Genomic DNA, 22,906 nt, shown 5'->3' with positions numbered 1-22,906 from the left:
CGCTGTCGGTCCCGGGAGGGGACGCTGTCGGCTCCGCGCGGAGGCCGGACCGCACTCGGGTCAGCTCAGGCCCGAGATGGTCTCGCGGACCTTGGTGATGATCTCGGTGGGCATCGGGGCGTAGCCGGCGTCCGCCAGCAGGCCCTGGCCGTCCTCCGAGGCCATGTAGTTCAGGAAGGACTTGGTGGCGGGCAGGGTGTCCGCCTTGTTGCCCTTGTCGCAGGCGATCTCGTACGTCACCAGGACCAGCGGGTAGGCGCCGGCGGCGTCCGGGGTGTAGTCCAGCTCCAGCGCCAGGTCCTTGCCGGTGCCGACGACCTTGGCCGCGCCGATGGCGGCGGTGGCGTTCTCGACGGTGGCCTTGACCGGCTCGGCGGCCGCGGTCTTGACGTCGACGGTCTTGATGCCGTCCTTGGCGTAGGACAGTTCGAAGTACGAGATGGCGCCGGGGGTCTGCTTCACCTGGCCGGCCAGGCCGGAGGAGCCCTGCGCGGACTGGCCGCCCTTGGCCTCCCAGGACTTGCCGCCCTCGTACTTCCAGTCGTCGGGCGCGGCGGCCTTCAGGTACTTGGTGAAGTTGTCCGTGGTGCCGGACTCGTCCGAGCGGTGGAAGGCCTGGATCTTCAGGTCGGGCAGCTTGGCGTCGGGGTTGAGCTTCTTGATCGCCTCGTCGTTCCAGTTGGTGATCTTGCTGTCGAAGATCTTCGCCATGGTCGGCGCGTCCAGGACGAGCGAGTCGACGCCGGTGACGTTGAAGCCGACCGCGATCGGGCCGCCGACCATCGGCAGGTCGATGGCCTGGCCGTCCTTGCAGACCTTCTTCGAGGCCTCGATCTCGTCCGGCTTCAGCGCGGAGTCCGAACCGGCGAACGCGGTCTGGCCCTGCGTGAAGGCGGTGATGCCCGCGCCGGAACCGGTCGGGTTGTAGTTGATCTGCACGCCGTTGCAGGCGGCGACGTACTGCTTGACCCAGGCGTCGATGGCGTTCTTCTGGGCGGACGAGCCGGAGGCCTGGAGCTGGCCCTTGGCGTCGTCGCACTTGATGTTGCTGTTGGCGGCGGCGGAGCTGGAGTCGCTGCCGCTGTTGCCGCCGGTGTCGTCGGAGCCGCACGCCGTGAGGGCCAGGGCGCCGGAGACGGCGAGAGCACCGAGAGCGAGGGCCCGCCGGTTCATGCGCTGAAGCTTCACTTGAGGGAGTTCCTTCCAGGAGCCGCCGTCCTGAATTCGGCGGCGTGCGAGGAGTGGTAAGGCCGAAATTAGGCAGATGAGATGAAGGCGCCGAAGGGCGTAAATGAACGCCGGGTGAACCCCTGTGGACGGTGCGGTGAGGTCACGGAACGCTTACGTCGAGGACACGGGCCGGTTCCGGGGCGCTCGGGCCTCGCTGGGTGCGGGGGGTGGGTGCTCAGGGCTGAGTGCGCGGGGGTGGGTGCTCAGGGCTGAGTGCGCGGGGGTGGGTGCTCAGGGCTGAGTGCGCGGGGCTGAGTGCGCGGGGGTGAGTGCTCAGGCCTGGGTGTTCAGGGAAGACGGGTGGTGAGCAGCTCGTCGACGAGGGCCCGGTCCCGGGGCTGGGTGAGACGGGCGCGGGCCGCCTCGGGGGCCAGCCACAGGATGCGGTCGACCTCGTCCGAGGGGGCGAAGGCGCCGGTGCCGGCCGCCGCGGCCCAGTAGCGGACCTCCTTGGGGCGGCCGTTCGCGAGGTAGCGCACGGTGGTCAGCTCTGCGCCCGGCACGGCGGCGTACCCCGTCTCCTCCGCGACCTCGCGCAGGGCGCCCGCGAGCGGGTCCTCGCCCGGCTTGAGCTTGCCCTTCGGGTGCGACCAGTCGTCGTACTTCGGGCGGTGCACGAGGCACAGCTCCCGGCCGCGGGGGGCCGCCTGGGGCGCGGGACGCCACAGTACGCAGCCGGCCGCGCGGACCGTGGTGTCGTCGTCTGCGGGGCTCACGGTGCGTACGCCTCCCGTCGTCCTGCGGCCGTTCCTGCGACCGTTCCTACGGCAGCCTGATCGGTTCCTTGCGCCAGCTGTGCTGGAACGCGTACCGCGCGGCCTCCACCTCATGCCGCTGGTCGGCGTGGAGCACGCCGAGCGCGTACGCCGTGGCCGGGGCGATGCGCGGGGTACGCGCGGCCTGGGCGGCGGCCGCGGCGGCCTCGGAGGCGTCGCGGTGCCGGTCGAGGGCCTCGCCGGCGGCCAGGAGACGTACGTCCACCGAGTCGTCGGGGGGCCCGGCTGTCCCGTCGGTCCGGGGGTCCGCGCCGGCCAGCGCCTCCAGGGCGTAGCGGTGCAGGCGCAGCAGCAGTCGGACCTGGTGCCACGGGGTGTCCTGGGGGTGCGGGGCGGGGTCCGGGGAGAGCCCGTGGACCAGCGCCTCGGCGTTGTACGGACTGCCCGCGGTGACCAGGGGGAGGGCGGCCACGGCGTCCGTGAGGCGCTCCCGCGCGGCGGTGGCCAGCGGGCGGAGGTCGACGGGCGCGGCGCCGGGGGCGGGGGTGGCGGATCTGCGTCCGGCGCTGCTCAGGGGGACTTCGCTGGCCAGTAAGGCGACCTTGTCGGCGACGGCGTGGAAGCGGCTGCTGCCCAGGGCCTGGAGGGCGGTGGAGTGCGCCCGGGTGCGGGCCAGGGTCAGCTGCCGGTCGAGCAGCGCGCCCGCCTTGGCCGCGCCCACCGTGAGGTTGCCGCGGTTCGCGGACGCCGGGTGGGTGGGGGGTGCGGCGGGTGGCACGGACGTGGTGGTGGCGGTGGCGGCTCGGCCCACTGGGCGCGGGGCCGGGAACGCCGTCGAACCGGAGAGCCGGTGCAGGGCCTGGAGCAGGCGCTCCAGACGGGACGCGTACGCGTGCTCCAGGGCCAGCGTGCCGGACAGCCAGGCCAGCTCGGGGCGCATCTCCTCCGCCCAGCCGGCGTCCAGCAGCGGCTGGAAGGTGTGCAGGGTGCCGCTGATGCGGCGGGCCGCGCGGCGCAGGGCGCGGGCCGCGTCCACGTCGTCCCCGGGCTGGGCCGCCCGGCCCGGTTCGCCGAGGGCACCGTTCGCGCCCGCCGCCGTGCCCGTGCCGGTGCCCGTGCCCGGCCCCGACTCCCGGTGGCGGCGCAGGGCGCGCAGGAACTCGGTGGCCTGGGCGCGCAGGTAGCCCACCAGGGCGTCGGTGCCCGCTTCGGTGCCGGCGTGCGGGGCGGCACCGGTGTCCCGGTTCGGGTCCCCGTGGGCGTGCGCGGCTCCGTGCGGGTGCGCGGCCCCGTGCGGGTGCGCGCCGGTCGAGGCGGGGTGCGGTGGTCCGGTGGTCGCCGGGGTTTTCGTCGGGGTTTCCGGTGGAAAGTCCGTCGGAATGTCCGTCGGAATGTCCGTCGGGTCAAGGTGTCGCTGTGCCACGCCGGCGCCTCCGGGCGTCTATGAGCATCTCCTGGATGTTGCGCAGGGGCTGGCCGTCCGCGTCGGTCGCGTGCCGGGTCCACTCGCCGTCCGGGCCGAGGTGCCAGGAGGCGGTGCCGTCGGACATGCCGTTCTCGAGGAGCCGGTTCAGGGCCGCCCGGTGGGCCGGGTCGGTCACCCGGACCAGGGCCTCTATCCGGCGGTCGAGGTTGCGGTGCATCATGTCGGCGCTGCCGAGCCACACCTCGGGCTCACCGCCGTTGCCGAAGGCGAAGACCCGCGAGTGCTCCAGGAAGCGGCCGAGGACGGAGCGGACCCGGATGTTCTCCGACAGGCCCGGCACGCCGGGGCGCAGCGCGCAGATGCCGCGCACCCACACGTCGACCGGCACACCGGCCTGGGAGGCGCGGTAGCAGGCGTCGACCACGGCCTCGTCGACCATCGAGTTGACCTTGATGCGGACGTGGGCGGGGCGCCCGGCGCGGTGGTGCTGGATCTCCTTGTGGATGCGGGAGACGAGGCCGTCGCGCAGCGACTTGGGCGCGACGAGGAGGCGGCGGTAGGTCTCGCGCCGTGAGTAGCCGGAGAGGCGGTTGAACAGGTCGGAGAGGTCCGCGCCGACCTGCGGGTCCGAGGTGAGCAGGCCCAGGTCCTCGTAGAGGCGGGCCGTCTTCGGGTGGTAGTTGCCGGTGCCGACGTGGCTGTACCGGCGCAGGGTCTCGCCCTCCTGCCGTACGACCAGGGAGAGCTTGCAGTGGGTCTTCAGGCCCACCAGGCCGTAGACGACGTGGCAGCCGGACTCCTCCAGCTTGCGGGCCCACTTGATGTTGGCGGACTCGTCGAAGCGGGCCTTGATCTCCACCAGGACGAGGACCTGCTTGCCGGACTCGGCCGCCTCGATGAGCGCGTCGACTATGGGGGAGTCGCCGGACGTCCGGTACAGCGTCTGCTTGATCGCGAGGACGTCCGGGTCGGCGGCGGCCTGCTCCAGGAACGCTTGCACGGAGGTGGAGAAGGAGTCGTACGGGTGGTGGAGCAGGACGTCCTTGGTGCGCAGGGCGGCGAAGATGTCCGGCGCGGACGCGGACTCGACCTCGGCCAGGTCGCGGTGGGTGCCGGCGACGAACTTCGGGTACTTCAGCTCGGGCCGGTCGATGCTGTGGATGCGGAAGAGGCCGGTGAGGTCCAGGGGGCCGGGGAGCGGGTAGACCTCCGCCTCGCCGATCTTCAGCTCGCGTACGAGGAGGTCCAGGACCTCGCGGTCGACGGACTCCTCGACCTCCAGGCGGACGGGCGGGCCCAGGCGGCGCCGCATCAGCTCCTTCTCCAGGGCCTGGAGCAGGTTCTCCGCGTCGTCCTCCTCGACCTCCAGGTCCTCGTTGCGGGTGAGGCGGAAGGTGTGGTGCTCCAGGACCTCCATGCCCGGGAACAGCTCCTCCAGGTGGGCGGCGATGACGTCCTCGACGGGGACGTAGCGGCCCGGGGAGGCCTCCAGGAAGCGGGAGAGCAGTGGGGGGACCTTGACGCGGGCGAAGTGGCGGTGGCCGGTGACGGGGTTGCGGACGACGACCGCGAGGTTGAGGGAGAGGCCCGAGATGTACGGGAAGGGGTGAGCGGGGTCGACCGCGAGGGGGGTGAGGACCGGGAAGATCCGGTGCCGGAAGAGGGTGAACAGGCGGGCCTGCTCCTTCTCGGCCAGCTCGCTCCAGCGGACCAGGTGGATGCCCTCCTCGGCGAGGGCCGGGGCGACGTCCTCGTGGAAGCAGGCGGCGTGCCGGGCCATCAGCTCGCGGGAGCGGGCCCAGATCATCTCCAGCACCTCGCGGGGCTGGAGGCCGGAGGCGGAGCGGGTGGCGACGCCGGTCGCGATGCGGCGCTTGAGGCCGGCGACGCGGACCATGAAGAACTCGTCCAGGTTGCTGGCGAAGATCGCGAGGAAGTTGGCACGCTCGAGGAGGGGGGTGCTCGGGTCCTCGGCGAGTTCGAGCACGCGTTCGTTGAACGCGAGCCAGCTGCGTTCGCGGTCCAGGAAGCGGCCCTGCGGGAGGCGGGCGCCGCCGTCCTGGGACTCCTCCGACTCCTCGTACGCGTCGAGGTCGGCGTCGATGTCCGGCTCCAGGCCGGAGACCGTGGCGGCCACGGTGTTCGGGCGGTGCGCCGCGATGGAACCCACGGAGGGCTGCGTGTGCTGGGCCTCGGCCTGAGTGTTCGGCTGCCTCATGAACCCATTCTTCCGCGCCGCGCGCGCGTCAGGCGCGTCGGAGGGCCCGAAGGGCCCGGAAGGCTGTGGCTCGGTCGGCTTCATTCGGTGAGCCTCGCAAGGCTGTCTGAATCGATGGTTACGGGGACATGACGTGTGGGATAGCGGGGAGCCTCTGGAGGGTGGTGGCTGGGGGTGCCAGCGGCGGCCTGCGCGGGGTGGCTGGGGGTGCGCGATGCCTGCGGCGGCCTGTGCGGGTTCGGTGGGGGTGCGCGTAGCGCGGTGTGTCCGGTGGGTGGGTCGGGGTCGCGCCGGGGGGTGTCCGTCCTCGGAATGGCGCGGAATCGGTTGGCTACGGGGGTGCGGGGCGTTGACGCGCCAACCGCTGCGGGCGGACACCCCCCGACACGCCCCCTCCTCGCCGTACGCGGCTCTCCCCGCCAACGCTCCGGGTACCCCTCCTCGCCGTACGCGGCTTCCCCCCGCCCACGCCCCGCGTCCCCCGCCCCGCCGCGGCCGTGCGGGCCGCCGCCCGCCACGCCGCCGCCGCGGCGGATCGCCGCTATGCCGCCGCCGCTGCGGGCAGTCGTGCCGCTGGGGCGGCACGGGTGGGCGCTGCGGCACCCCGCAACGCCGGGCTGCGCTCCCCCTCGCGCCCGCACCCACCCCGGGCACCGGGTGCGACGCCGGGCGCGCGACCCGCACCGACCCCGGGTGCCCGCGAACCTTGGTTCACCGCACCCCCCTACCCTCGCCAAAGCCTCCGCCAGGAGATCGTGTGAACCGGTCGGGCGGGCTCGTGCGATGAGGAGATGTGAGCGAAACGAGAAGCGACGGGGAGCTGCTGCGGGCCGTCGCGGCGGATGCCGACCGCCGCGCCTTCGAGGAGCTGTACCGCCGGTACGCCCCTTGGCTGACCGCCCGCATGCGCAGCCGCTGCGCCGACGCCGCCGTGGTCGACGACGTCGTGCAGGAGACCTTCCTCGCGGTGTGGCGCGGCAGCGCGCGCTACCGCGAGGAGGGGGACGTGGCGGGGTGGCTGTGGCGGATCGGGTCGCGGCGGCTGATCGACGCGCTGCGCGGAGAGGGCGCGCGCGGACGGCTGCGGCAGGCGCTGGCGCGGCTGCGGCACCGGGACGAGGTCTCGGCGGAGGAGCGCGTCCTGGCCGGGGTCGAGCACGGCGACCTCGCCGGTGCGCTCGTGCGGCTCTCGCCGGAGCTGCGCGCGGTGCTCCAGGCCACCGTCGTCGACGGGCTGACCACCCGTGAGGCGGCCGTCCTGCTCGGCATCCCGCCGGGCACGGTCAAGACGCGGGCGATGCGGGCCCGCCGGCAGCTGCGGGAGGCGCTGGCATGAGGATCGAGGAAAGCCGTCCCCGGGACGCCTGGCACGTGGACGAGGACGACCTGCGGGCCTACGCCCGGGGCGAGCTGGCGGCGCCGGCGCTCTGGTCCACCGACGCACATCTGACCGCCTGCGCCACGTGCCGGGGCGTCCTCGCGCGGGTGAGCGACGCCGCCGCGCTGGACGCGGGGTGGGCACGGCTCGACGCCGAGCTGGACGCGCCCCGGCCGGGGTGGTTCGAACGGCTGCTGGTGCGGTGCGGGGCGGGCGACGGCACCGCGCGACTGCTCGCCGCCACCCCCATACTGCGCCGGTCCTGGTTCGGCGCGCTCGCCGCCGTGCTGTTCGTGACCTTCCTCGTGGCCGTCTCGGCCGGTGCCGCCGGCCGGCCCACGCTGTTCCTGGTCTGCGCCCCGCTGCTGCCGCTGGTCTCGGTGGCGCTCGCCTACGGGCCCGCGCTGGATCCCACGCACGAGATGGCCGTCGTCTCGCCGATGCACGGCTTTCGGCTGCTGATGATCCGTACCGTCGCCGTGCTCGTGGTGGCGCTCGGGGTGGGCGGTCTGGCCAGCCTCGCGCTGCCGGGGTACGGACCGGCCGCCCTGGCCTGGCTGTTGCCCGGGCTCGCGCTCACCGCGACCGGGCTCGCGCTGACGCCCAGGCTGGGTCCCGTGCTCGCGCCGTCCGTGCTCGTGTGCGCCTGGGCGGCGGTGCTGTTGGCCGCGGACGCGGCCCGTGCGTCCACGGACGGCCCGCTGGCGCCGTTCACCGCGGCCGGGCAGGGCGTGTCCGGACTCGTGGCGGTGCTGGGCGCCGGGTTGCTGTTCCTCTTCCGTGACCGGTTCGACGTCTCCGCGCGCGGTGTCGCGTGAGCTTCTCCTTCTTCTTCTCGATCCCCTTCGTGTACGGGAGTGCCGTATGACCCCCACTGTTTCCGCCTCCGGGCTGAGCCTGCACTACGGGCGCACCCGTGCTCTCGACGACGTCTCGCTGCGGCTGACCCCGGGCGTCACCGGGCTGCTCGGGCCCAACGGCGCCGGGAAGACCACGCTGCTGCGGGTGCTTGCCACCGCGGTGCCCGCGGACCGGGGGGCCTTCACCGTTCTCGGGCACGACCCCGGGAGTTCGCGCGGCCGGCAGGAGGTGCGGCGGCGGCTCGGCTATCTGCCGCAGACGCCCGGATTCCACCCCGACTTCACCGCCTTCGAGTTCGTCGACTACGTGGCGATCCTGAAGGAGCTGGCGGACCGCCGGGAGCGGCACCGCGAGGTGCGGCGGGTACTGGAGGAGGTCGACCTCGGGGAGGTGCGCGGGCGCCGGATCAAGAAGCTGTCAGGGGGCATGCGGCAGCGGGTCGCGCTCGCGGCCGCGCTGGTGGGCGACCCGGGGTTCCTGGTGCTGGACGAGCCGACCGTCGGTCTCGATCCCGAGCAGCGGATGCGGTTCAGGGAGCTGATCGCCGGGGCCGGGGAGGGGCGGACCGTGCTGCTGTCCACCCACCAGACCGAGGACGTGGCGATGCTCTGTCACCGGGTGATCGTCATGGCGGCCGGGGCGGTGCGCTTCGACGGGACTCCGGCCGAGCTGACCGCGCGGGCCGCCGGGCGGGTGTGGAGCAGCACGGAGAAGGACCCCGGCGCGAAGGCCGGATGGCGCACCGGGACCGGTTCCTTCCGGAACGTGGGCGACCCGCCCCCGGGCGCCGAACCGGCCGAACCCACCCTGGAGGACGGCTACCTCCTCGTCCTCGACGGCTCGGACGACACCGGCACGGAGGTGGCCGCATGAGCGCCGTACTGACGGAGGAAGCCGTGCCCGCGCGGACGCCGGCCCAGGACGGGCCCGACCATGGGACGCGGGCCGTGCGGGCCCTGGCTCGGTTCGAGGCCCGCAGACTGCTGCTGAGCACCCCCGTCCTCATCGCCTTCGCGGCCTACGTCGCGTGGATCGTGTGGCGCACGAGGACTTCCTGGGACGGCAGCCCCGCCCTCCAGGACGCCGACCGCGCCACCCAGTCCATGCCGATGCTCGTCGGCCTCGCCGTCCTGCTGTGCGCCGCCCGCGCGGTCCTGCGCTCCGAACGGCACGGCACCGAGCACCACTTCTCGGTGCTGGTCCTGCAACCCTGGCGCCGTACGGCGGCCCACGCGCTGTCCGTCGTGCCGGCCGCCCTGCTCACCACCCTCTGCGTGGCCGGGCAGTTCACCTGGGAGGCGCTCAAGCCGGGCGCGATCGGGCATGCCTCACCGGCCGAGCTGGCCGTGGGACCGCTGACGGTGCTGGTGTTCGGGGCGCTCGGGGTGCTGCTCGGGCGACTGGTGCGGTCGGCGATCGCCGCGCCACTGCTGGTGGTCGTCCTGCTGTTCGTCTTCGTCCTCGGTACCGGGCCGAGCGAGGGGAGCGGGCTGTCCTGGCTGGCACCGGTCGTCTCCGTGACCGGCCCGGACACCCTGCCCTCCGATCTGCTGGGGCGGCCCGCCGCCTGGCACGCTCTGTACCTGGCGGGCGCGGCCCTGAGCGTGGCCTTCCTCGCCATGGCCGTCTCCGGCGGGCGCGGCATCCTCGTCCGGGTGGGCCTCGCCCTGAGTCTGGCGGGGGCGGTGACGGGCGGGGTGCTCCAGGCCGGAGGCGTGACACCGTCGCCGGAGCTGACCGCGGCCCGTGAGCGTGCCTCGGTGCGCCCCGAGCTGACCTGCTCCGAGCACGGCCGGTCGAGGTACTGCGCCTTCCCCGAGTGGGCGCCGCGCACCGGCACCTGGGCCGCGGTCGTGGACCACGTCCAGTCCCTGTCCGGCGGCTCCGCACACGACCGGCCCCTCGTCGTACGGCAGCGGATCGACGCCCGCTACGGGCTGGGCACCGACACCGCGCTCCCCGCGTCGACCGAGCCGCACCGGGTCACCGTGGGTACCGCCTGGGGCGGCAACCGGGTCCCGGAGTTCTCCAGTGCCGTCGCCGCCGTCCTCGTCGCGGGCACGGAGGCGGCGGGGAGCGAGTTGTGCGACGGGCGGATGGTCACCGTCATGTGGCTCTCGCTCAGCTGGCAGGACGACCCGATGGACGCGCTGCGCCGGGTCCGCCTCGACGACAGTGTGACGGGCTCCGCGATCGTCCTGTCGCCCACCAATCCGCTGTCGATGACGGAGGGCCAGACCGATGTGGTGCGCCGCCTGCTGGAGGACCCGCCCACCGGGACCGGGGCCCGGGTCAAAGAGCACTGGGCCGAACTGACCGCACCGGGCGTCCCGACCGCCCGAGTCGCCGAACTGCTCGGCGTGGCCGGGCCGGAGAAGGCGGACTCGTGCGAGGACTGACGGCGGTCCGAGGGGCGACGACGGTGGATCTGGCCGGCGCGCTGTGGCGCACGCTCCCCTGGCGTGCCCTGGCGGCGGCGGGGGCACTCGGCCTGCTGGTCGCCGGCGCCCCCCTCGCCACCGGCGCCGAACCGGCGCCCTGGCAGACGCTGTTGCTGCTGCGGGGCGCCGCGCTGATCGGCGCGCTCGGCCTGGCCTTCCTGCTGGACGACCCGGCCCGCCACCTGACCGTGCCCGTGCCGACGCCGAGGCTCGTCCGGCAGATGCTGCGGGTGGCCCTGGTCGCGCCGCTCGCCGTGCTGTGGTGGACGGCGGCCCTGCTCCTGACCCCCTCGGCGTCCCGGCCCCCGGCCGGCGGGGTCACCCTGGAGGCGGTGGCGGTGGGCGCCCTCGCCCTCGCCGCTGCGGCCCTGGCCGTACGGCTGACGGACGAGGCGCGTCCGGGGCCGTACGTCGCCGCGGTCCTGCTGCTCACCGCCGTCCTCGCGCCCCTGCTCGCCCCGGAGGACTGGGCGCTGTTCGTCCAAGCGAGCGACCCGCGCTGGTCCGTCGGGCACGACCGGTGGGCGGTGCTGGCGGCGGCGGTGGCCCTGGTGGGGGCGGTGTGCGGGCCGGAGCCGTTGGGCCGCAAGGCCGGTCGGTGACGGACGCTTCACCGGTTCGCCCCGCCGGGCGGCCCCGGCGGCTCACGTCTCCGTGCGGTACATCAGGTCCGTCTCGTGGGTGACGAAGCCGAGGCGCTCGTAGACGGCCACCGCCGCCTTGTTGTCGGCGTCGACGTACAGCATCGCGGTGGGCAGGCCCTGCCCCTCCAGGTGGCGCAGGCCGATGGTGGTCAGGGCCTTGCCCAGGCCGCCGCCCTGGGTGTCGGGGCGGATACCGAGGACGTACACCTCGCCCAGCCGTTCCTCGGCGTGCACCTTGGTCCAGTGGAAGCCGATCAGTTCGCCGTCCCGTTCGGCGAGGAAGAATCCCGCCGGGTCGAACCACGGCTCCGCCTTGCGGTCGTCGAGGTCGCGCTGGGTGAGCGACCCCTGTTCGGGGTGGTGGGCGAACGCGGCCGCGTTCACGGCGAGCCAGGCCGCGTCGTCCTGGCCGGGCACGAAGGTGCGCACGCTCACGCCCTCGGGCAGCCGCGGCTCCGGCAGGTCCAGGCCGGTCAACGGGCGGCGCAGCTGGCGCAGTTCCCGGAAGAGGGAGAGCCCCAGCACCTGCGCGAGGTGCCGGGCCGCGGAGTGCCCGCCGTGGGCCCAGATCCGCAGCCGCTTGCCGGAGGCGGCGAGCAGCGCGGAGCCCAGGGCCCGCCCGTGTCCCTGGCCCCGGTGCGAGGGGTGGACGACCAGCTCGGCGGCCGGCGGCTCGACCGGGTCGGTGCCCTCCAGCTGGGCGTAGCCGACGAGTTCACCGCCGTCCAAGGTGAGCAGGAGGTGTACGACGCCCTCCCGGGCGGGGCCGCGCAGTTGCAGCCGGCCCTGCTCGGACACGGCGTGCTGACCGTCGGTCCGGGCCGCCTCGGTGAGCAGGGCGAGGACGGCGTCGGTCTGCTCCGGCGTGAGTTCGGCGAGGGTCTCGATCGAGCGGGGGCGGCCGGGCCGCACGGTGTCGTCGCTGGTCATGCGTACGAGAGTAAGGGGCGGGCGGGGCAAAGCGGCGGCAGTGGACGAGGACGAGGGAGGGGGCGAGGAGGAGGGCGAGGACGGGGGTGAAGCTAAACCAGGCTGTAACCCGGACGCCCCTGTCGCGCTACGCGCGTTGACTCTAGGCTGCTGCGCCGACGAGCCGTCGCCTCAGCGGCTCGCGCCACGCACACCCACAGGGGGGCGCATGCCAGTCACAGCACAGCCGCACCAGCCGCGTCGCAGACGCCGTACGAGCCGTCTCCTCGTCGCCGCCGCCACCGTCGTCACCGCCGGGGCGCTCGCCGCGGCGGCGCTGCCGGCCTCGGCGAGCGCGGGCGGGAACGACCGCGGGCACGGCGGCCACGGGCACGGTCATGGTCACGGCCAGGGCCGTTATCAGGACGTCCAGCTGCTCTCCTTCAACGACCTGCACGGCAATCTGGAGCCGCCCGCCGGTTCCTCCGGCCGGGTCACCGAGGTCCAGCCGGACGGCACGACGAAGACGATCGACGCAGGCGGTGTGGAGTACCTGGCCACCCATCTGCGCGAGGCCCGCAAGGGCAACCGGTACTCCATCACCGCCGCGGGCGGCGACATGGTCGGCGCCTCCCCCCTGCTGTCCGGTCTCTTCCACGACGAGCCGACCGTCGAGGCGCTGAACAAGCTCGACCTGGACGTGACCAGCGTCGGCAACCACGAGTTCGACGAGGGGGCCAAGGAGCTGGCCCGTCTCCAGAACGGCGGCTGCCACCCCACCGAGGGCTGCTACTCGGACAAGGAGTTCAAGGGCGCCGACTACCCGTACCTGGCGGCGAACGTCCTGGACGAGAAGACCGGGAAGCCCCTCCTCAAGCCCTACTGGGTGTGGAAGCAGCGGGGCGTCAAGGTCGGCTTCATCGGCGTGACCCTGGAGGGCACCCCGGACATCGTCTCGGCGGAGGGCGTGAAGGGCCTGAAGTTCGAGGACGAGGTCGAGACGATCAACAAGTACGCCAAGGAGCTGCAACGCCAGGGCGTGAAGTCGATCGTCGCGCTCATCCACGAGGGCGGCTTCCCCGCCTCGTCCTCCTACAACTACGACTGCGACTCCCCGGGCGCGGGCGACGGCATCTCCGGCCCGATCGTCGACATCGCCAAGAACATCACCCCGCAGGTCGACGCGCTGGTCACCGGCCACACCCACAACGCGTACGTCTGCACGATCCCCGACCCGGCGGGCAACCCGCGCATGGTCACCTCGGCCTCGTCCTTCGGCCGCCTGTACACGGACACCACGCTGACGTACGACCGCCGCACGGGTGACATCGCCCGTACCTCGGTGAAGTCGGCCAACCACGTGGTGACGCGGGACGTCCCGAAGGCGCCCGACATGACCCGGCTGATCGCCAAGTGGAGCACCCTGGCCGCCCCGATCGGCAACCGCCCCATCGGCTACGTCTCCGCCGACATCAACCGCGACGGCACCGAGTCCCCGCTGGGTGACCTGATCGCCGACGCGCAGTTCGCGTACGGCGAGGCGCAGGACCCGGAGACCGACCTGGCGCTGATGAACCCGGGCGGCATCCGGGCCCCGCTGACCTACACGGCCTCCGGCGCCGAGGGCGACGGCGTCGTCACCTACGCCGAGGGCTTCACGGTCCAGCCCTTCGCCAACACGGTGAACCTCAAGGACTACACGGGCGCACAGCTGATCCAGGTCCTCAAGGAGCAGGTGAGCGGCCCGAACGAGGCGGCCCCGAAGATCCTCCAGGTCTCCTCCGGCCTCACCTACACCCTGGACCTGACCAGGTCGGGCGCGGACCGCGTCGTCACGGACTCCATCCGGCTGAACGGTGCCGCGATCGACCCGACGGCCACCTACCGCGTCGCGTCCAACAGCTTCCTCGCGGGCGGCGGCGACGGCTTCACGACCCTGGGCGAGGGCACGAACGAACGCGTCGGTGCGGACGACCTGGCGGCCTTCGAGCAGTACCTGACGGCCAACTCCTCGGCGACCGCCCCGATCGCTCCGCCGGCGGCGGACCGGATCACGGTCGTCCGGTAGGCGACGGCCGGCTCCGGGCGAGGGGCCCGGCACGTCCGACGGCCGAGGGACCGCGGATGCGCCGGGCCCCTCGCCGTGCGTGCCGGGCCCCTCGCCGTGCGGGGACATCGACTCGCCAGGCATGCTCGGCTTCCACGGACGCCGCTCAGGCGTCGAAACGCTCCCGTGCGCCCTCGATGTGGCCGAGGTGGCGCTGGGTCCAGTCGCAGATCGCGTCGACCGTGGCGCGCAGGGCGCGGCCCGGCTCGGTGAGGGTGTACTCGACCTTCGGCGGCACGGTCGGATGCACCGTGCGGTCGACCAGGCCGTTGCGCTCCAGCATCCGCAGGTTCTGGGTGAGCATCTTGTGGCTGATGCCCTCCACCTCGCCGCGCACCTCGCTGAAGCGCAGGGTGCGCTCGCCGAGCGCCTCGATGATCAGGAGCGCCCACTTGTTGGCGACGTCCGAGAAGATCTCCCGCGCCAGGGAGTCCGCGCGCCGCAGGTCCGCGTCCTCGGGCAGGCCGTTGAGCAGTTGCTTGGTCACCATCAGGTACCCCAGTCACCGAAAAGTGCGTTCTTCCAGTTCAGCCATCACTCTCCTACGGTTCCCGAGTAACCACAAGAGAGTGGACCTGAGCGAAAGGGCGAGCACCATGACCACCCACGATGTCTTCCGCTTCGACGTGCCGGCCGAGGACGACTTCGGCTACTCCCAGGCGATCGGGTCGGGCGAGCTGGTCCACGTCTCCGGGCAGCTCGCGTTCGACGAGGCGGGTGAGTTCCCGGACGGGGGCGACTTCGCCGCCCAGCTCCGGCGCACGCACGCCAACATGGACCGGGTCCTGGAGCACTACGGAGCCACCCGCAACCAGATCGTGTCGCAGACCCAGTACGTGGTGGACCTGCGGCAGCACGCCGCCGCGGTGGCGCGGGGCAACCTGGCGTACTTCGGCGAGCACCGCCCGGCCAGCACGGTCCTGGGCGTGACCGAGCTGACCCTGCCCGGTCAGGTCGTCGAGATCGGCTTCGTCATCGATCTTCGGCTGCCTGCCTGACGTCTCCCTCCGGCGGCGGCACCGGCGCCCCCGGCAGCCGGATCGTGGCGGTGGTGCCGCCGCCGTCGGCCCGGGTCAGGGCCACCGTGCCGCCCGCCTGCTGCACCGTCCGCGCCACGATGGACAGACCCAGGCCCGAGCCGGGCAGCGCGCGGGCGCTGGGGGAGCGCCAGAAGCGGTCGAAGACGTGGGGGAGCTCGTCGGCGGGGATGCCGGGGCCGTGGTCGCGGACAGTGAGGACGCCGTCGGCGAGGCGTACGCCGATCGTGCCGCCGTCCGGGCTGAACTTCACCGCGTTGTCCAGGATGTTGACCACCGCGCGTTCCAGCGCGGCCGGCTCCGCCCGTACGTACCAGGGGCGGACGTCCGCGTCGATCGCCAGCTCCGGGCCGCGCAGCCGGGCGCGGCGCAGCGCCGACTCGACGACGTCGTGCCAGGCGAGGATGCGGGTGCGGCCCTCGTGCTGGCCGGTGTCGGGGCGGGAGAGTTCCTGGAGGTCGCCGATGAGCGCCGCCAGTTCCGTCATCTGGGCCTTGACCGAGGCGAGCAGCGCCTTGCGGTCGGCCTCCGGGATCGGGCGGCCCGTCTCCTCGCTGCGGGTGAGCAGTTCGATGTTGGTGCGCAGCGAGGTGAGCGGGGTGCGCAGTTCGTGGCCCGCGTCGGCGATGAGCTGCTGCTGGAGGTCGCGGGAGCTGGCCAGGGACGAGGTCATGCTGTTGAAGGACCGGGACAGGCGGGCGATCTCGTCGTCGCTGTCGTCCGCGACCGGGATGCGCACGGTGAGGTCCTCGGTGCGGGCGACGTGTTCGACGGCCCGGGTCAGATCGTCGACGGGGCGCAGGCCGGTGCGCGCCACCCACAGCCCGGCGGCGCCGGCTCCGACGACACCCGCGCCCGCGACGATCACGAGCACCAGGGCGAGGTCGTTGAGGGAGCGGTTCACCTCGCCCAGCGGCCGGGCGGCGGAGACGGCCACGCCCAGCTCGGGCAGCACGCTGTAGGTGTAGACGCGGTACTGGGCGCCGTCGTCCCCCGTGGCGTCGTGCAGCGCGTCGGTGGTCCTGCCCTCGGCCACGGCGTGGTCGGCGTCGCTGAGCGGCACCTCCTGGGTGCCGATGATGAGGCAGCTCCCGCCCGTGCCGTCCACGAGCTGTACGGACGAGCCGAAGGGGTTCTGTTCGTGCGTGACGGGGTCGTGGGCACACGCGCCGGTGCGCAGGTTGACGTACTGGCTCACCTGCTGCTTGGTCATGCGGTTCGCCTTGAGGGCCTCGTCCAGCGAGCTGACCAGCACGCTCTTGACCACGAACCAGCAGGCGACCGCCGCCGCCGCCACCGCGAACGCCACCGCCGCCGTCACCAGCAGCGAGAGTCGCGCCCGCAGGGGCAGGGCGCGGACCCGGCGGACCAGGCCTGTCACTCGGCGCCGCCCTGCCGCAGGACGTAGCCGACGCCGCGCACGGTGTGCACGAGGCGCGGCTCGCCGCCCGCCTCGGTCTTGCGGCGCAGGTACATGACGTACACGTCGAGGGAGTTCGACGACGGCTCGAAGTCGAAGCCCCAGACGGCCTTCAGGATCTGCTCCCGGGTGAGGACCTGGCGCGGGTGCGCCATGAACATCTCCAGCAGGGTGAACTCCGTGCGGGTCAGCTCCACCGGGCGTCCGGCCCGGCTGACCTCCCGGGTGGCCAGGTCCATGGTCAGGTCGGCGAAGGTGAGGGTGTCGTCGTCCTCGGCGGTGGCCTCCACGGCCGCCGCGTAGGAGCTGCGGCGCAGCAGCGCGCGGATGCGGGCGAACAGCTCGTCCAGCTCGAACGGCTTCACCAGGTAGTCGTCCGCCCCCGCGTCCAGGCCGGTCACCCGGTCGCCGACCGTGTCGCGGGCCGTCAGCATCAGGATGGGGGTCAGGTCACCCGCGCCGCGGATGCGGCGGGCGGCGGTCAGGCCGTCCATGCGGGGCATCTGGATGTCCAGGACGACCAGGTCGGGCCGGTACGCCGTCGCCTTCTCCAGCGCGTCGGCGCCGTCGACCGCGACCTCGGTGTCGTACCCCTCGAAGGCGAGGCTGCGCTGGAGGGCTTCGCGGACCGCCGGCTCGTCGTCGACGATCAGGATGCGCTGGATCTCGCGGTCGCGGTCGCGGTCGGCGTCTGCGGGGCTCATGGGCTCGGGTCCTCGGATGCGGTCGGGTACGGGTACGGGGTGTCAACGCCTTCAGCGTCGCACGTCTTCGCGCCCGCTCAGTTGCTCGTCAGTTGCTCGCGCCCGCCCGCAGCTCGGGCAGGTCGGCCTTGACCGTGTTGATCGGGATGGCGAAGCCGAGGCCCACGCTGCCCGCGCTCGCGGAGGACTCGGTCGCCGAGTACATCGCGGAGTTGATGCCGATGATGTTGCCGTTCATGTCGATCAGCGCGCCGCCGGAGTTGCCCGGGTTGAGGGACGCGTCGGTCTGGATCGCCTTGTACGTCGTCGTGGACGAGCCGGTGTCGCCGTTGAACTGCTGCCCGCCGAACTCGAACGGCCACTGGCCGCCCTGCCGCTGCTGCTGTTGCTGCTGGCCCTCGTCCGTCGAGACGGTCACGTCCCGGTCGAGGGCGGAGACGATGCCGCTGGTCACGGTACCGGTCAGTCCCTCGGGGGAGCCGATGGCGACGACCTGGTCGCCGACCCCGATGCCGGCGGAGTCGCCGAGGGTGGCGGCCTTCAGCCCGGAGGCGTTCTCCAGCTTGATCAGCGCGAGGTCCTTCTTGCTGTCGGTGCCGACGACCTCGGCGGTGTACTGCTTGCCGTCGTTCGTCGTCACCTTGACGGAGGAGGCCCCGGCGACGACGTGGTTGTTGGTGATGATCTCGCCGTCGTCGGTGATGATCACGCCGGAACCGGTGGAGGAGCCGGCGTTCGAGGTGGCGTTGATCTCGACGATGCTCGGGCTGACCGCCTTCGCGACGCCGGAGACCGTGCCCTTCTGGCTGGAGGGCACCACGTTGGTGCTGGTCGAGCTGGAGGCGACGGTGTCGCTGCCGGTCAGCTCCTGGATGCCGTACGCCGTGCCGCCGCCGACGGCCGCCGCGACGATCGCCACGGCCACCAGCAGGGCGGCGGGGCCGCGCCGCCGGGCGGGGCGCCCGCCGTGCGGCGGCTCGGGCAGGGGCTGCGTGGCGTGGTTCCCGGGCGGCTGGGCCGGCGGGGGCGGCCACTCCGGGCTGACGGGAGAGGAGGCGTGCTGGGGGGTTCCCTGGTACGGGTTCGCGTGCTCGTACTCGCCGTTGTGGCGGAGGCTCTCGGTCATGTCCATGAGCTTCCCGCCCGCGGATGAGAGCGGCCTGAGTGCTGCCTGAGAAGCCCGGCAGAACCTCGTATGCCCGATATAAGGGCGTCCGCCGGGACAAGGGCGCGCGCCGCGCCTGGGCGGCAGCTACGCGCAGCCGCAGGACTGCCGTACGACCAGCTGCGACGGGAACACCTTCAGCCGCTCGCGGCGGGAGCCCGCCACCCGCAGGCCGTCGTCCAGGACCAGGTCCACGGCGGACCGTGCCATCGCCGACCGGTCCGAGGCGACCGTCGTCAGGGGCGGGTCGGCGAGATCCGCCTCCTTGATGTCGTCGAACCCGGCCACCGCCAGCTCGCCGGGGACGTCGATGCGCAGCTCGCGGGCGGCGCGCAGCAGGCCGATCGCCTGGTCGTCGGTGGAGCAGAAGATCGCGGGCGGGCGCTGCGGCCCGGAGAGCAGCTCCAGACCCACGCGGTACGCGTCGTAGCGGTTGTACGGCGCCTCGAAGAGCCGGCCCTCGGTGGAGAGCCCGGCCTCCTTCATCGCGCGCCTCCAGCCCTCGACGTGGTCGGAGACCGGGTCGCCGACGGACGGCGTCTCGGCGGTGCCGCCCATGCAGGCGACGTACGCGTACCCGTGCTCCAGCAGGTGGCGTACGGCGAGCTGGGCGCCGCCCAGGTCGTCCGTGACCACGGCGACGTCGTCGATGGCCTCGGGGCGCTCGTGCAGCAGGACCACCCGGGCGTCCCAGGCGTCGATCTCGGCGGCCGCGTTGTCGTTCAGCGCGTGGCTGACCAGGATCAGGCCGGAGACCCGCATGCCGAGGAAGGCGCGCAGGTAGTGGACCTCGCGCTCGCCGACGTAGTCGCTGTTGCCGACGAGCACCATTTTCCCGCGCTCGGAGGCGGCCCACTCGACCGCGTGCGCCATCTCCGCGAAGAACGGCTGGCGCGCGTCCGGCACGATCAGGCCTATGAGGTCCGTGCGCCGCGACGCCATCGCCTGGGCGACCCGGTCCGGGCGGTACCCCAGTTCCTTGATCGCGGCGAGGACACGCTCGCGCGTGGCCGGGGCGACCGGCCGGGGTCCGTTGTTGATGACGTAGCTGACGACGGCGGTGGAAGTCCCCGCCAGTCGCGCCACATCATCCCGAGTCACCTTGGCCACGCGCGGAGTCTACGCGGATGGACCCGCTCCGGGCAGGGCGTATCACACCTTGGATGACCTTGCGCCCGCCGCCTCGTTCGTCTCGGCGGCCGCCTTTCCGGGCGTCTCGGCCCTCTCCGTCTTCTCCGCCCTCTCGCCCTTCTCGGACTTATCGCTCTTCTCGCCCTTCTCGGGCTTCTCCGGCGTCACGAAGCGGTAGCCGACGTTGCGGACGGTGCCGATCAGCGACTCGTGCTCGGGGCCGAGCTTGGCGCGCAGCCGCCGCACGTGCACGTCGACCGTGCGGGTGCCGCCGAAGTAGTCGTAGCCCCACACCTCCTGGAGCAGCTGCGCGCGGGTGAACACGCGGCCCGGGTGCTGGGCGAGGTACTTCAGCAGCTCGAACTCCTTGAAGGTCAGGTCCAGGACCCGCCCCTTCAGCTTCGCGGAGTACGTCGCCTCGTCCACCGACAGGTCGCCGTTGCGGATCTCCATGGGGGAGTCGTCGCCGCCGAGCTGCTGGCGGCCCGTGGCCAGCCGCAGCCGCGCCTCGACCTCCGCCGGACCGGCGGTGTCGAGCAGTACGTCGTCGATGCCCCAGTCGGCGGTGACGGCGGCGAGACCGCCCTCGGTGACGATGAGGACCAGCGGACAGCTGAGGCCCGTGGAGCGCAGTAGCTGGCACAGGCTGCGGATCTGGGGGAGGTCGCGGCGGCCGTCGACGAGGATGACGTCGGCGCCGGGGGTGTCGACGAGGGCGGGGCCCTCGGCGGGGGCGACGCGTACGTTGTGCAGCAGCAGGCCGAGGGCGGGAAGCACCTCCGTCGACGGCTGGAGGGCGTTGGTCAGGAGCAGCAGAGAACTCATCGTGCCCCACCTGCCTGGGACGGTTTGTGGTCGTGCCCGGTTCGCTCGCCCATAACGTCTGGTTCCTCCTGGGTCCCTGCGAGGACGTTTGCGGCACTGCTTCGTACTGGTGGCGTCCGGGAGGTGAACGCCCGGCGCCCGCCCGGCATCGCTCCCGAAAGCACAAAAGGACCCGGGGGCTACGTTGCCCGAGTCCTCTGCCCAGCAGAATAGCCGACATGAGCAACCGACCGCTGGGTCATGTGGCGCGTTCCACCCGTGGTCCAGCCAATCGTCCGCATCCCGAGACGCCTCGGGGAGCGCCGCGCCGCACGCCCGCGCGTACCTTCCTCCGTACGGCCGACGGTGTCCCCATCGACGCCGTGTACGAGCCGGGACCAACCGGGCGCGACCGCTCTGACCTGGTGTTCGTCGTCGCGCACGGGTTCACGGGCGACGCCGACCGACCGCATGTGCGGCGGATCGCGGCGGCGTTCGCGCGGCACGGTGCCGTGGTCACGTTCTCCTTCCGGGGCCACGGCGCGTCCGGCGGGCGCTCCACCGTCGGCGACCGCGAGGTGCTCGACTTGGCCGCGGCGGTGGCGTGGGCGCGCGGCTTCGGACACGCGCGCGTGGTGACCGTCGGCTTCTCCATGGGCGGCTCGGTGGTCCTGCGGCACGCCGCGCTGTACGCCGACGACGCGGTGGCGGGCACGGACGCCGTCGTGTCGGTCAGTTCGCCCGCCCGCTGGTACTACCGGGGCACGGCACCCATGCGCCGGCTGCACTGGCTGGTGATGCGCCCCGCCGGGCGCCTGGTGGGCCGCTACGGCCTGCGCACCCGCATCCACCACCGCGACTGGGACCCGGTGCCGCTGTCGCCGGTGGAGGCGGTGCCCCGGATCGCGCCGAGGCCGCTGCTCGTCGTGCACGGCGACCGGGACGGCTACTTCCCCCTCGACCACCCCCGGATGCTGGCCGAGGCCGCCGGTGACCACGGCGAACTCTGGCTGGAGCCCGGCATGGGCCACGCCGAGAACGCCTCCGGCGAGGCGCTCCTCGAACGCATCGGCGCCTGGGCGGTGGCCCGGGCGGGCTAGCCTGACGTTGTTCATCGGCGACGACGAAGGAACGAGATGGCAAAGGTCACGGTGCGCTACTGGGCCGCCGCGAAGGCCGCGGCGGGGGTGGCCGAGGAGCCCTACGACGCGGCGACGCTCGCCGACGCGCTCGGCGCGGTCCGCGAGCGCCACCCCGGCGAACTCACCCGCGTGCTGCTGCGTTGCTCGTTCCTCGTCGACGGCGACCCCGTGGGCACCCGCGGGCATGAGACGGTACGGCTGGCCGAGGGCGGCACGGTCGAGGTGCTCCCGCCGTTCGCAGGAGGGTGAGCGATGACCGACCAGCCGCATCAGCAGTACGACCCGAACCAGCCGTACGACCCGAACCAGCCGTACGACCCGGGCCAGCCGTACGACCCGGGCCGGCAGTACGGCCGGGACCAGCAGTACGAGGGGTACGACGCCCAGGCGTGGCCCGGGCAGCAGCCGTACCAGTCGCACCAGGGGTACGGGGAGCCGCAGCCGGACCCGAACGCCGGCCAGTACACGCAGCAGTGGCAGGGGCAGACCTGGGAGACGCAGGTGCAGCCGCCGGTCTCCGCGGAGGAGACGGCGTACCTGCCGCCGCTCGCCCAGCCGCAGCCGCAGCCAGAGCCACAGCCGTACGCGTCGCAGGGGTACGGGCAGCCGCAGCCCCAGCCTCAGCAGTACGCGCCGCAGCCCCAGCCCTCGCCCGCGCCGTACGCGCACGTCACGGCCGCGCCGAGCCCCGCGCCCACTCCCGCCCCCGCCCCTTCCGCCTCCGGTGATCCCGGTTACGGTCCCGCGACCGTCGCCGGGAACACGCGGATCACGGACGCGCAGCGGGCCCGCGCCGAGGGGCGTTCGCCGATCATCGACCCGGGCATGCAGCCGGCCGGTCTCACCGCGCTGCTCGGGCTGCTGCTGTCCGGCGCGGCGGCGCTCGGCACGTACGCCCTCCTCGTCCCGGTCGTCGTCCTCCAGGCGGTCACCGCGGCGGGCTGGTTCCGGCTGAACGGCATGTGGCCCGCCCGGCAGGGCATCGCACTGGGCTTCGCGGGGGCGCTCGCCGCCGACGCTGCGCTGCTGGTGTCGGACCGCTCCCCGGCGGCGATCCTCGGCACGCTCGGGGTGTGGGTGCTGCTCTCCCTCGTCCTGCAACTGCGTTCGCACGCCGACCCCGACGAGCGGATGTACGGCCTGATGGCGACCATCGCCGCGGCGGCCCTGGCCGTCGTCGCGGGCGGGTACCTCGCCGCCGACGCGGATGCGGTGACGGTCGGCGGCATCGCGGTGGCCGTGGCCGCCGTGGCCCGCGCGCTGCCGCTGCCGACCCCGGCGTCCGTGGTCGTCGCGCTGCTCGCGGCGGCCGGGGCGGGGATCGCGGCCGGCTCGATGACGGACTTCGGGGCGTCGGGCGCGCTGCTCGGCGCGGGTGCGGCGGTCTGCGCGCTGATCGGCCTGCGGGTGGCGGCCTACGACTACCCCTCCCGCTTCGTCCACTTCACGGCGGGCGTGGCCCTGCCCCTGGCGGCGGCGGCCCCGGCCGTGTACCTGCTGGGCCGGGCCCTGGCCTGAGCCCGGCGGCGCCTCCTGTCACGGGTGGCGGCACTCCCTGTCACAGCTGTTCGAC

Annotated in this window: 21 protein-coding genes; 10 read left to right on the top strand and 11 right to left on the bottom strand. The window is 73.4% G+C overall.

Features of this window, described 5'->3' with window-relative positions:
* Window positions 1–60 precede the first annotated feature (60 nt).
* The 4 genes from pstS to R2E43_RS17670 all read right to left on the bottom strand — a co-directional run bounded on the left by pstS (window position 61) and on the right by R2E43_RS17670 (window position 5,590).
* Window positions 61–1,188, bottom strand: coding sequence for a phosphate ABC transporter substrate-binding protein PstS (pstS, locus tag R2E43_RS17685; RefSeq protein WP_016326789.1), 1,128 nt, complete (start codon window positions 1,186–1,188; stop codon window positions 61–63).
* Window positions 1,189–1,517: 329 nt separating this feature from the next.
* Window positions 1,518–1,946, bottom strand: a complete 429-nt coding sequence (locus R2E43_RS17680; RefSeq protein ID WP_030868516.1) for an NUDIX hydrolase — start codon at window positions 1,944–1,946, stop codon at window positions 1,518–1,520.
* A gap of 46 nt (window positions 1,947–1,992) precedes the next feature.
* Window positions 1,993–3,135 carry a CHAD domain-containing protein gene (locus tag R2E43_RS17675; RefSeq protein WP_030868500.1) on the bottom strand — a complete coding sequence of 381 codons (1,143 nt, stop codon included), beginning with the start codon at window positions 3,133–3,135 and terminating at the stop codon, window positions 1,993–1,995.
* A gap of 214 nt (window positions 3,136–3,349) precedes the next feature.
* Entirely contained in the window at window positions 3,350–5,590 is a 2,241-nt protein-coding gene (locus tag R2E43_RS17670; RefSeq protein WP_161270140.1) for an RNA degradosome polyphosphate kinase, read from the bottom strand.
* Window positions 5,591–6,383: 793 nt separating this feature from the next.
* Between R2E43_RS17670 and R2E43_RS17665 the strand changes: the two genes are divergently transcribed.
* From R2E43_RS17665 to R2E43_RS17645, 5 genes are read left to right on the top strand one after another with little or no spacing between them, the layout of a single operon-like run.
* Window positions 6,384–6,926: an RNA polymerase sigma factor gene (locus R2E43_RS17665; protein ID WP_011029464.1), complete on the top strand. Its 543-nt coding sequence runs from the start codon at window positions 6,384–6,386 to the stop codon at window positions 6,924–6,926.
* Entirely contained in the window at window positions 6,923–7,786 is an 864-nt protein-coding gene (locus tag R2E43_RS17660) for a cupin domain-containing protein (protein WP_003974822.1), read from the top strand. The genes R2E43_RS17665 and R2E43_RS17660 overlap by 4 nt, the downstream gene beginning before the upstream one ends.
* 46 nt (window positions 7,787–7,832) lie before the next feature.
* Window positions 7,833–8,702, top strand: coding sequence for an ABC transporter ATP-binding protein (locus R2E43_RS17655; RefSeq protein ID WP_011029465.1), 870 nt, complete (start codon window positions 7,833–7,835; stop codon window positions 8,700–8,702).
* On the top strand, window positions 8,699–10,228 hold the full coding sequence (locus R2E43_RS17650; RefSeq protein WP_332056348.1) for an ABC transporter permease: 1,530 nt from the start codon (window positions 8,699–8,701) through the stop codon (window positions 10,226–10,228). Before R2E43_RS17655 ends, R2E43_RS17650 begins: the two co-directional genes overlap by 4 nt.
* A complete protein-coding gene (locus R2E43_RS17645; RefSeq protein WP_265701297.1) occupies window positions 10,216–10,872 on the top strand; it encodes an ABC transporter in 657 nt (218 codons plus the stop codon). Before R2E43_RS17650 ends, R2E43_RS17645 begins: the two co-directional genes overlap by 13 nt.
* A gap of 42 nt (window positions 10,873–10,914) precedes the next feature.
* Here R2E43_RS17645 and mshD read toward each other — a convergent pair whose 3' ends face one another.
* Window positions 10,915–11,844: a mycothiol synthase gene (mshD, locus tag R2E43_RS17640; protein WP_003974818.1), complete on the bottom strand. Its 930-nt coding sequence runs from the start codon at window positions 11,842–11,844 to the stop codon at window positions 10,915–10,917.
* A 208-nt stretch (window positions 11,845–12,052) separates the two neighbouring features.
* Between mshD and R2E43_RS17635 the strand changes: the two genes are divergently transcribed.
* Complete coding sequence (locus tag R2E43_RS17635; protein ID WP_093456613.1) at window positions 12,053–13,891, top strand: bifunctional metallophosphatase/5'-nucleotidase; 1,839 nt, start codon at window positions 12,053–12,055, stop codon at window positions 13,889–13,891.
* Between the two features lie 145 nt (window positions 13,892–14,036).
* Here the strand turns inward: R2E43_RS17635 and R2E43_RS17630 are convergent, their stop codons facing one another.
* A complete protein-coding gene (locus R2E43_RS17630; RefSeq protein ID WP_011029469.1) occupies window positions 14,037–14,420 on the bottom strand; it encodes a winged helix-turn-helix transcriptional regulator in 384 nt (127 codons plus the stop codon).
* A gap of 106 nt (window positions 14,421–14,526) precedes the next feature.
* Here R2E43_RS17630 and R2E43_RS17625 point away from each other — a divergent pair, with 106 nt between their 5' ends.
* Window positions 14,527–14,928, top strand: a complete 402-nt coding sequence (locus R2E43_RS17625) for a RidA family protein (RefSeq protein WP_011029470.1) — start codon at window positions 14,527–14,529, stop codon at window positions 14,926–14,928.
* Here R2E43_RS17625 and R2E43_RS17620 read toward each other — a convergent pair.
* From R2E43_RS17620 to glnR, 5 genes are all read right to left on the bottom strand, one after another.
* Window positions 14,903–16,348: a sensor histidine kinase gene (locus R2E43_RS17620; RefSeq protein WP_191851118.1), complete on the bottom strand. Its 1,446-nt coding sequence runs from the start codon at window positions 16,346–16,348 to the stop codon at window positions 14,903–14,905. The two genes, R2E43_RS17625 and R2E43_RS17620, sit on opposite strands and share 26 nt — an antisense overlap.
* The gene (locus R2E43_RS17615; RefSeq protein WP_011029472.1) at window positions 16,345–17,091 is read right to left on the bottom strand and encodes a response regulator transcription factor; all 747 of its coding nucleotides are present in this window, start codon (window positions 17,089–17,091) and stop codon (window positions 16,345–16,347) included. Before R2E43_RS17615 ends, R2E43_RS17620 begins: the two co-directional genes overlap by 4 nt.
* A gap of 88 nt (window positions 17,092–17,179) precedes the next feature.
* Window positions 17,180–18,217, bottom strand: a complete 1,038-nt coding sequence (locus tag R2E43_RS17610) for a S1C family serine protease (protein WP_030868480.1) — start codon at window positions 18,215–18,217, stop codon at window positions 17,180–17,182.
* A 126-nt stretch (window positions 18,218–18,343) separates the two neighbouring features.
* Window positions 18,344–19,366 carry a LacI family DNA-binding transcriptional regulator gene (locus R2E43_RS17605; protein WP_003974813.1) on the bottom strand — a complete coding sequence of 341 codons (1,023 nt, stop codon included), beginning with the start codon at window positions 19,364–19,366 and terminating at the stop codon, window positions 18,344–18,346.
* Between the two features lie 42 nt (window positions 19,367–19,408).
* Window positions 19,409–20,212 carry a two-component system response regulator GlnR gene (gene glnR / locus R2E43_RS17600; RefSeq protein WP_093456616.1) on the bottom strand — a complete coding sequence of 268 codons (804 nt, stop codon included), beginning with the start codon at window positions 20,210–20,212 and terminating at the stop codon, window positions 19,409–19,411.
* A 218-nt stretch (window positions 20,213–20,430) separates the two neighbouring features.
* Between glnR and R2E43_RS17595 the strand changes: the two genes are divergently transcribed.
* The 3 genes from R2E43_RS17595 to R2E43_RS17585 are packed head-to-tail and all read left to right on the top strand — an operon-like array spanning window position 20,431 to window position 22,851.
* Window positions 20,431–21,291 (top strand): alpha/beta hydrolase, encoded by an 861-nt coding sequence (locus tag R2E43_RS17595; RefSeq protein ID WP_332056347.1) that lies wholly within the window; start codon window positions 20,431–20,433, stop codon window positions 21,289–21,291.
* A 36-nt stretch (window positions 21,292–21,327) separates the two neighbouring features.
* Entirely contained in the window at window positions 21,328–21,582 is a 255-nt protein-coding gene (locus R2E43_RS17590) for a MoaD/ThiS family protein (RefSeq protein WP_003974810.1), read from the top strand.
* A 3-nt stretch (window positions 21,583–21,585) separates the two neighbouring features.
* Entirely contained in the window at window positions 21,586–22,851 is a 1,266-nt protein-coding gene (locus R2E43_RS17585) for a hypothetical protein (protein ID WP_136207981.1), read from the top strand.
* Window positions 22,852–22,906: the final 55 nt, after the last annotated feature.

It is taken from the genome of Streptomyces violaceoruber (assembly GCF_033406955.1).
GTDB lineage: Bacteria > Actinomycetota > Actinomycetes > Streptomycetales > Streptomycetaceae > Streptomyces > Streptomyces violaceoruber.
Note: the sequence above shows the minus strand (reverse complement) of the source record. Positions and strands in the feature narration are given on the sequence as shown.

Coding starts and splice junctions, on each gene's coding strand:
- R2E43_RS17635 (WP_093456613.1), top strand. CDS start 12,053: ATGCCAGTCACAGCACAGCCGCACCAGCCGCGTCGCAGACGCCGTACG.
- glnR (WP_093456616.1), bottom strand. CDS start 20,212: ATGAGTTCTCTGCTGCTCCTGACCAACGCCCTCCAGCCGTCGACGGAG.
- R2E43_RS17590 (WP_003974810.1), top strand. CDS start 21,328: ATGGCAAAGGTCACGGTGCGCTACTGGGCCGCCGCGAAGGCCGCGGCG.
- mshD (WP_003974818.1), bottom strand. CDS start 11,844: ATGACCAGCGACGACACCGTGCGGCCCGGCCGCCCCCGCTCGATCGAG.
- R2E43_RS17615 (WP_011029472.1), bottom strand. CDS start 17,091: ATGAGCCCCGCAGACGCCGACCGCGACCGCGACCGCGAGATCCAGCGC.
- R2E43_RS17670 (WP_161270140.1), bottom strand. CDS start 5,590: ATGAGGCAGCCGAACACTCAGGCCGAGGCCCAGCACACGCAGCCCTCC.
- R2E43_RS17650 (WP_332056348.1), top strand. CDS start 8,699: ATGAGCGCCGTACTGACGGAGGAAGCCGTGCCCGCGCGGACGCCGGCC.
- R2E43_RS17625 (WP_011029470.1), top strand. CDS start 14,527: ATGACCACCCACGATGTCTTCCGCTTCGACGTGCCGGCCGAGGACGAC.
- R2E43_RS17660 (WP_003974822.1), top strand. CDS start 6,923: ATGAGGATCGAGGAAAGCCGTCCCCGGGACGCCTGGCACGTGGACGAG.
- R2E43_RS17630 (WP_011029469.1), bottom strand. CDS start 14,420: ATGGTGACCAAGCAACTGCTCAACGGCCTGCCCGAGGACGCGGACCTG.
- R2E43_RS17585 (WP_136207981.1), top strand. CDS start 21,586: ATGACCGACCAGCCGCATCAGCAGTACGACCCGAACCAGCCGTACGAC.
- R2E43_RS17595 (WP_332056347.1), top strand. CDS start 20,431: ATGAGCAACCGACCGCTGGGTCATGTGGCGCGTTCCACCCGTGGTCCA.
- R2E43_RS17610 (WP_030868480.1), bottom strand. CDS start 18,217: ATGACCGAGAGCCTCCGCCACAACGGCGAGTACGAGCACGCGAACCCG.
- R2E43_RS17655 (WP_011029465.1), top strand. CDS start 7,833: ATGACCCCCACTGTTTCCGCCTCCGGGCTGAGCCTGCACTACGGGCGC.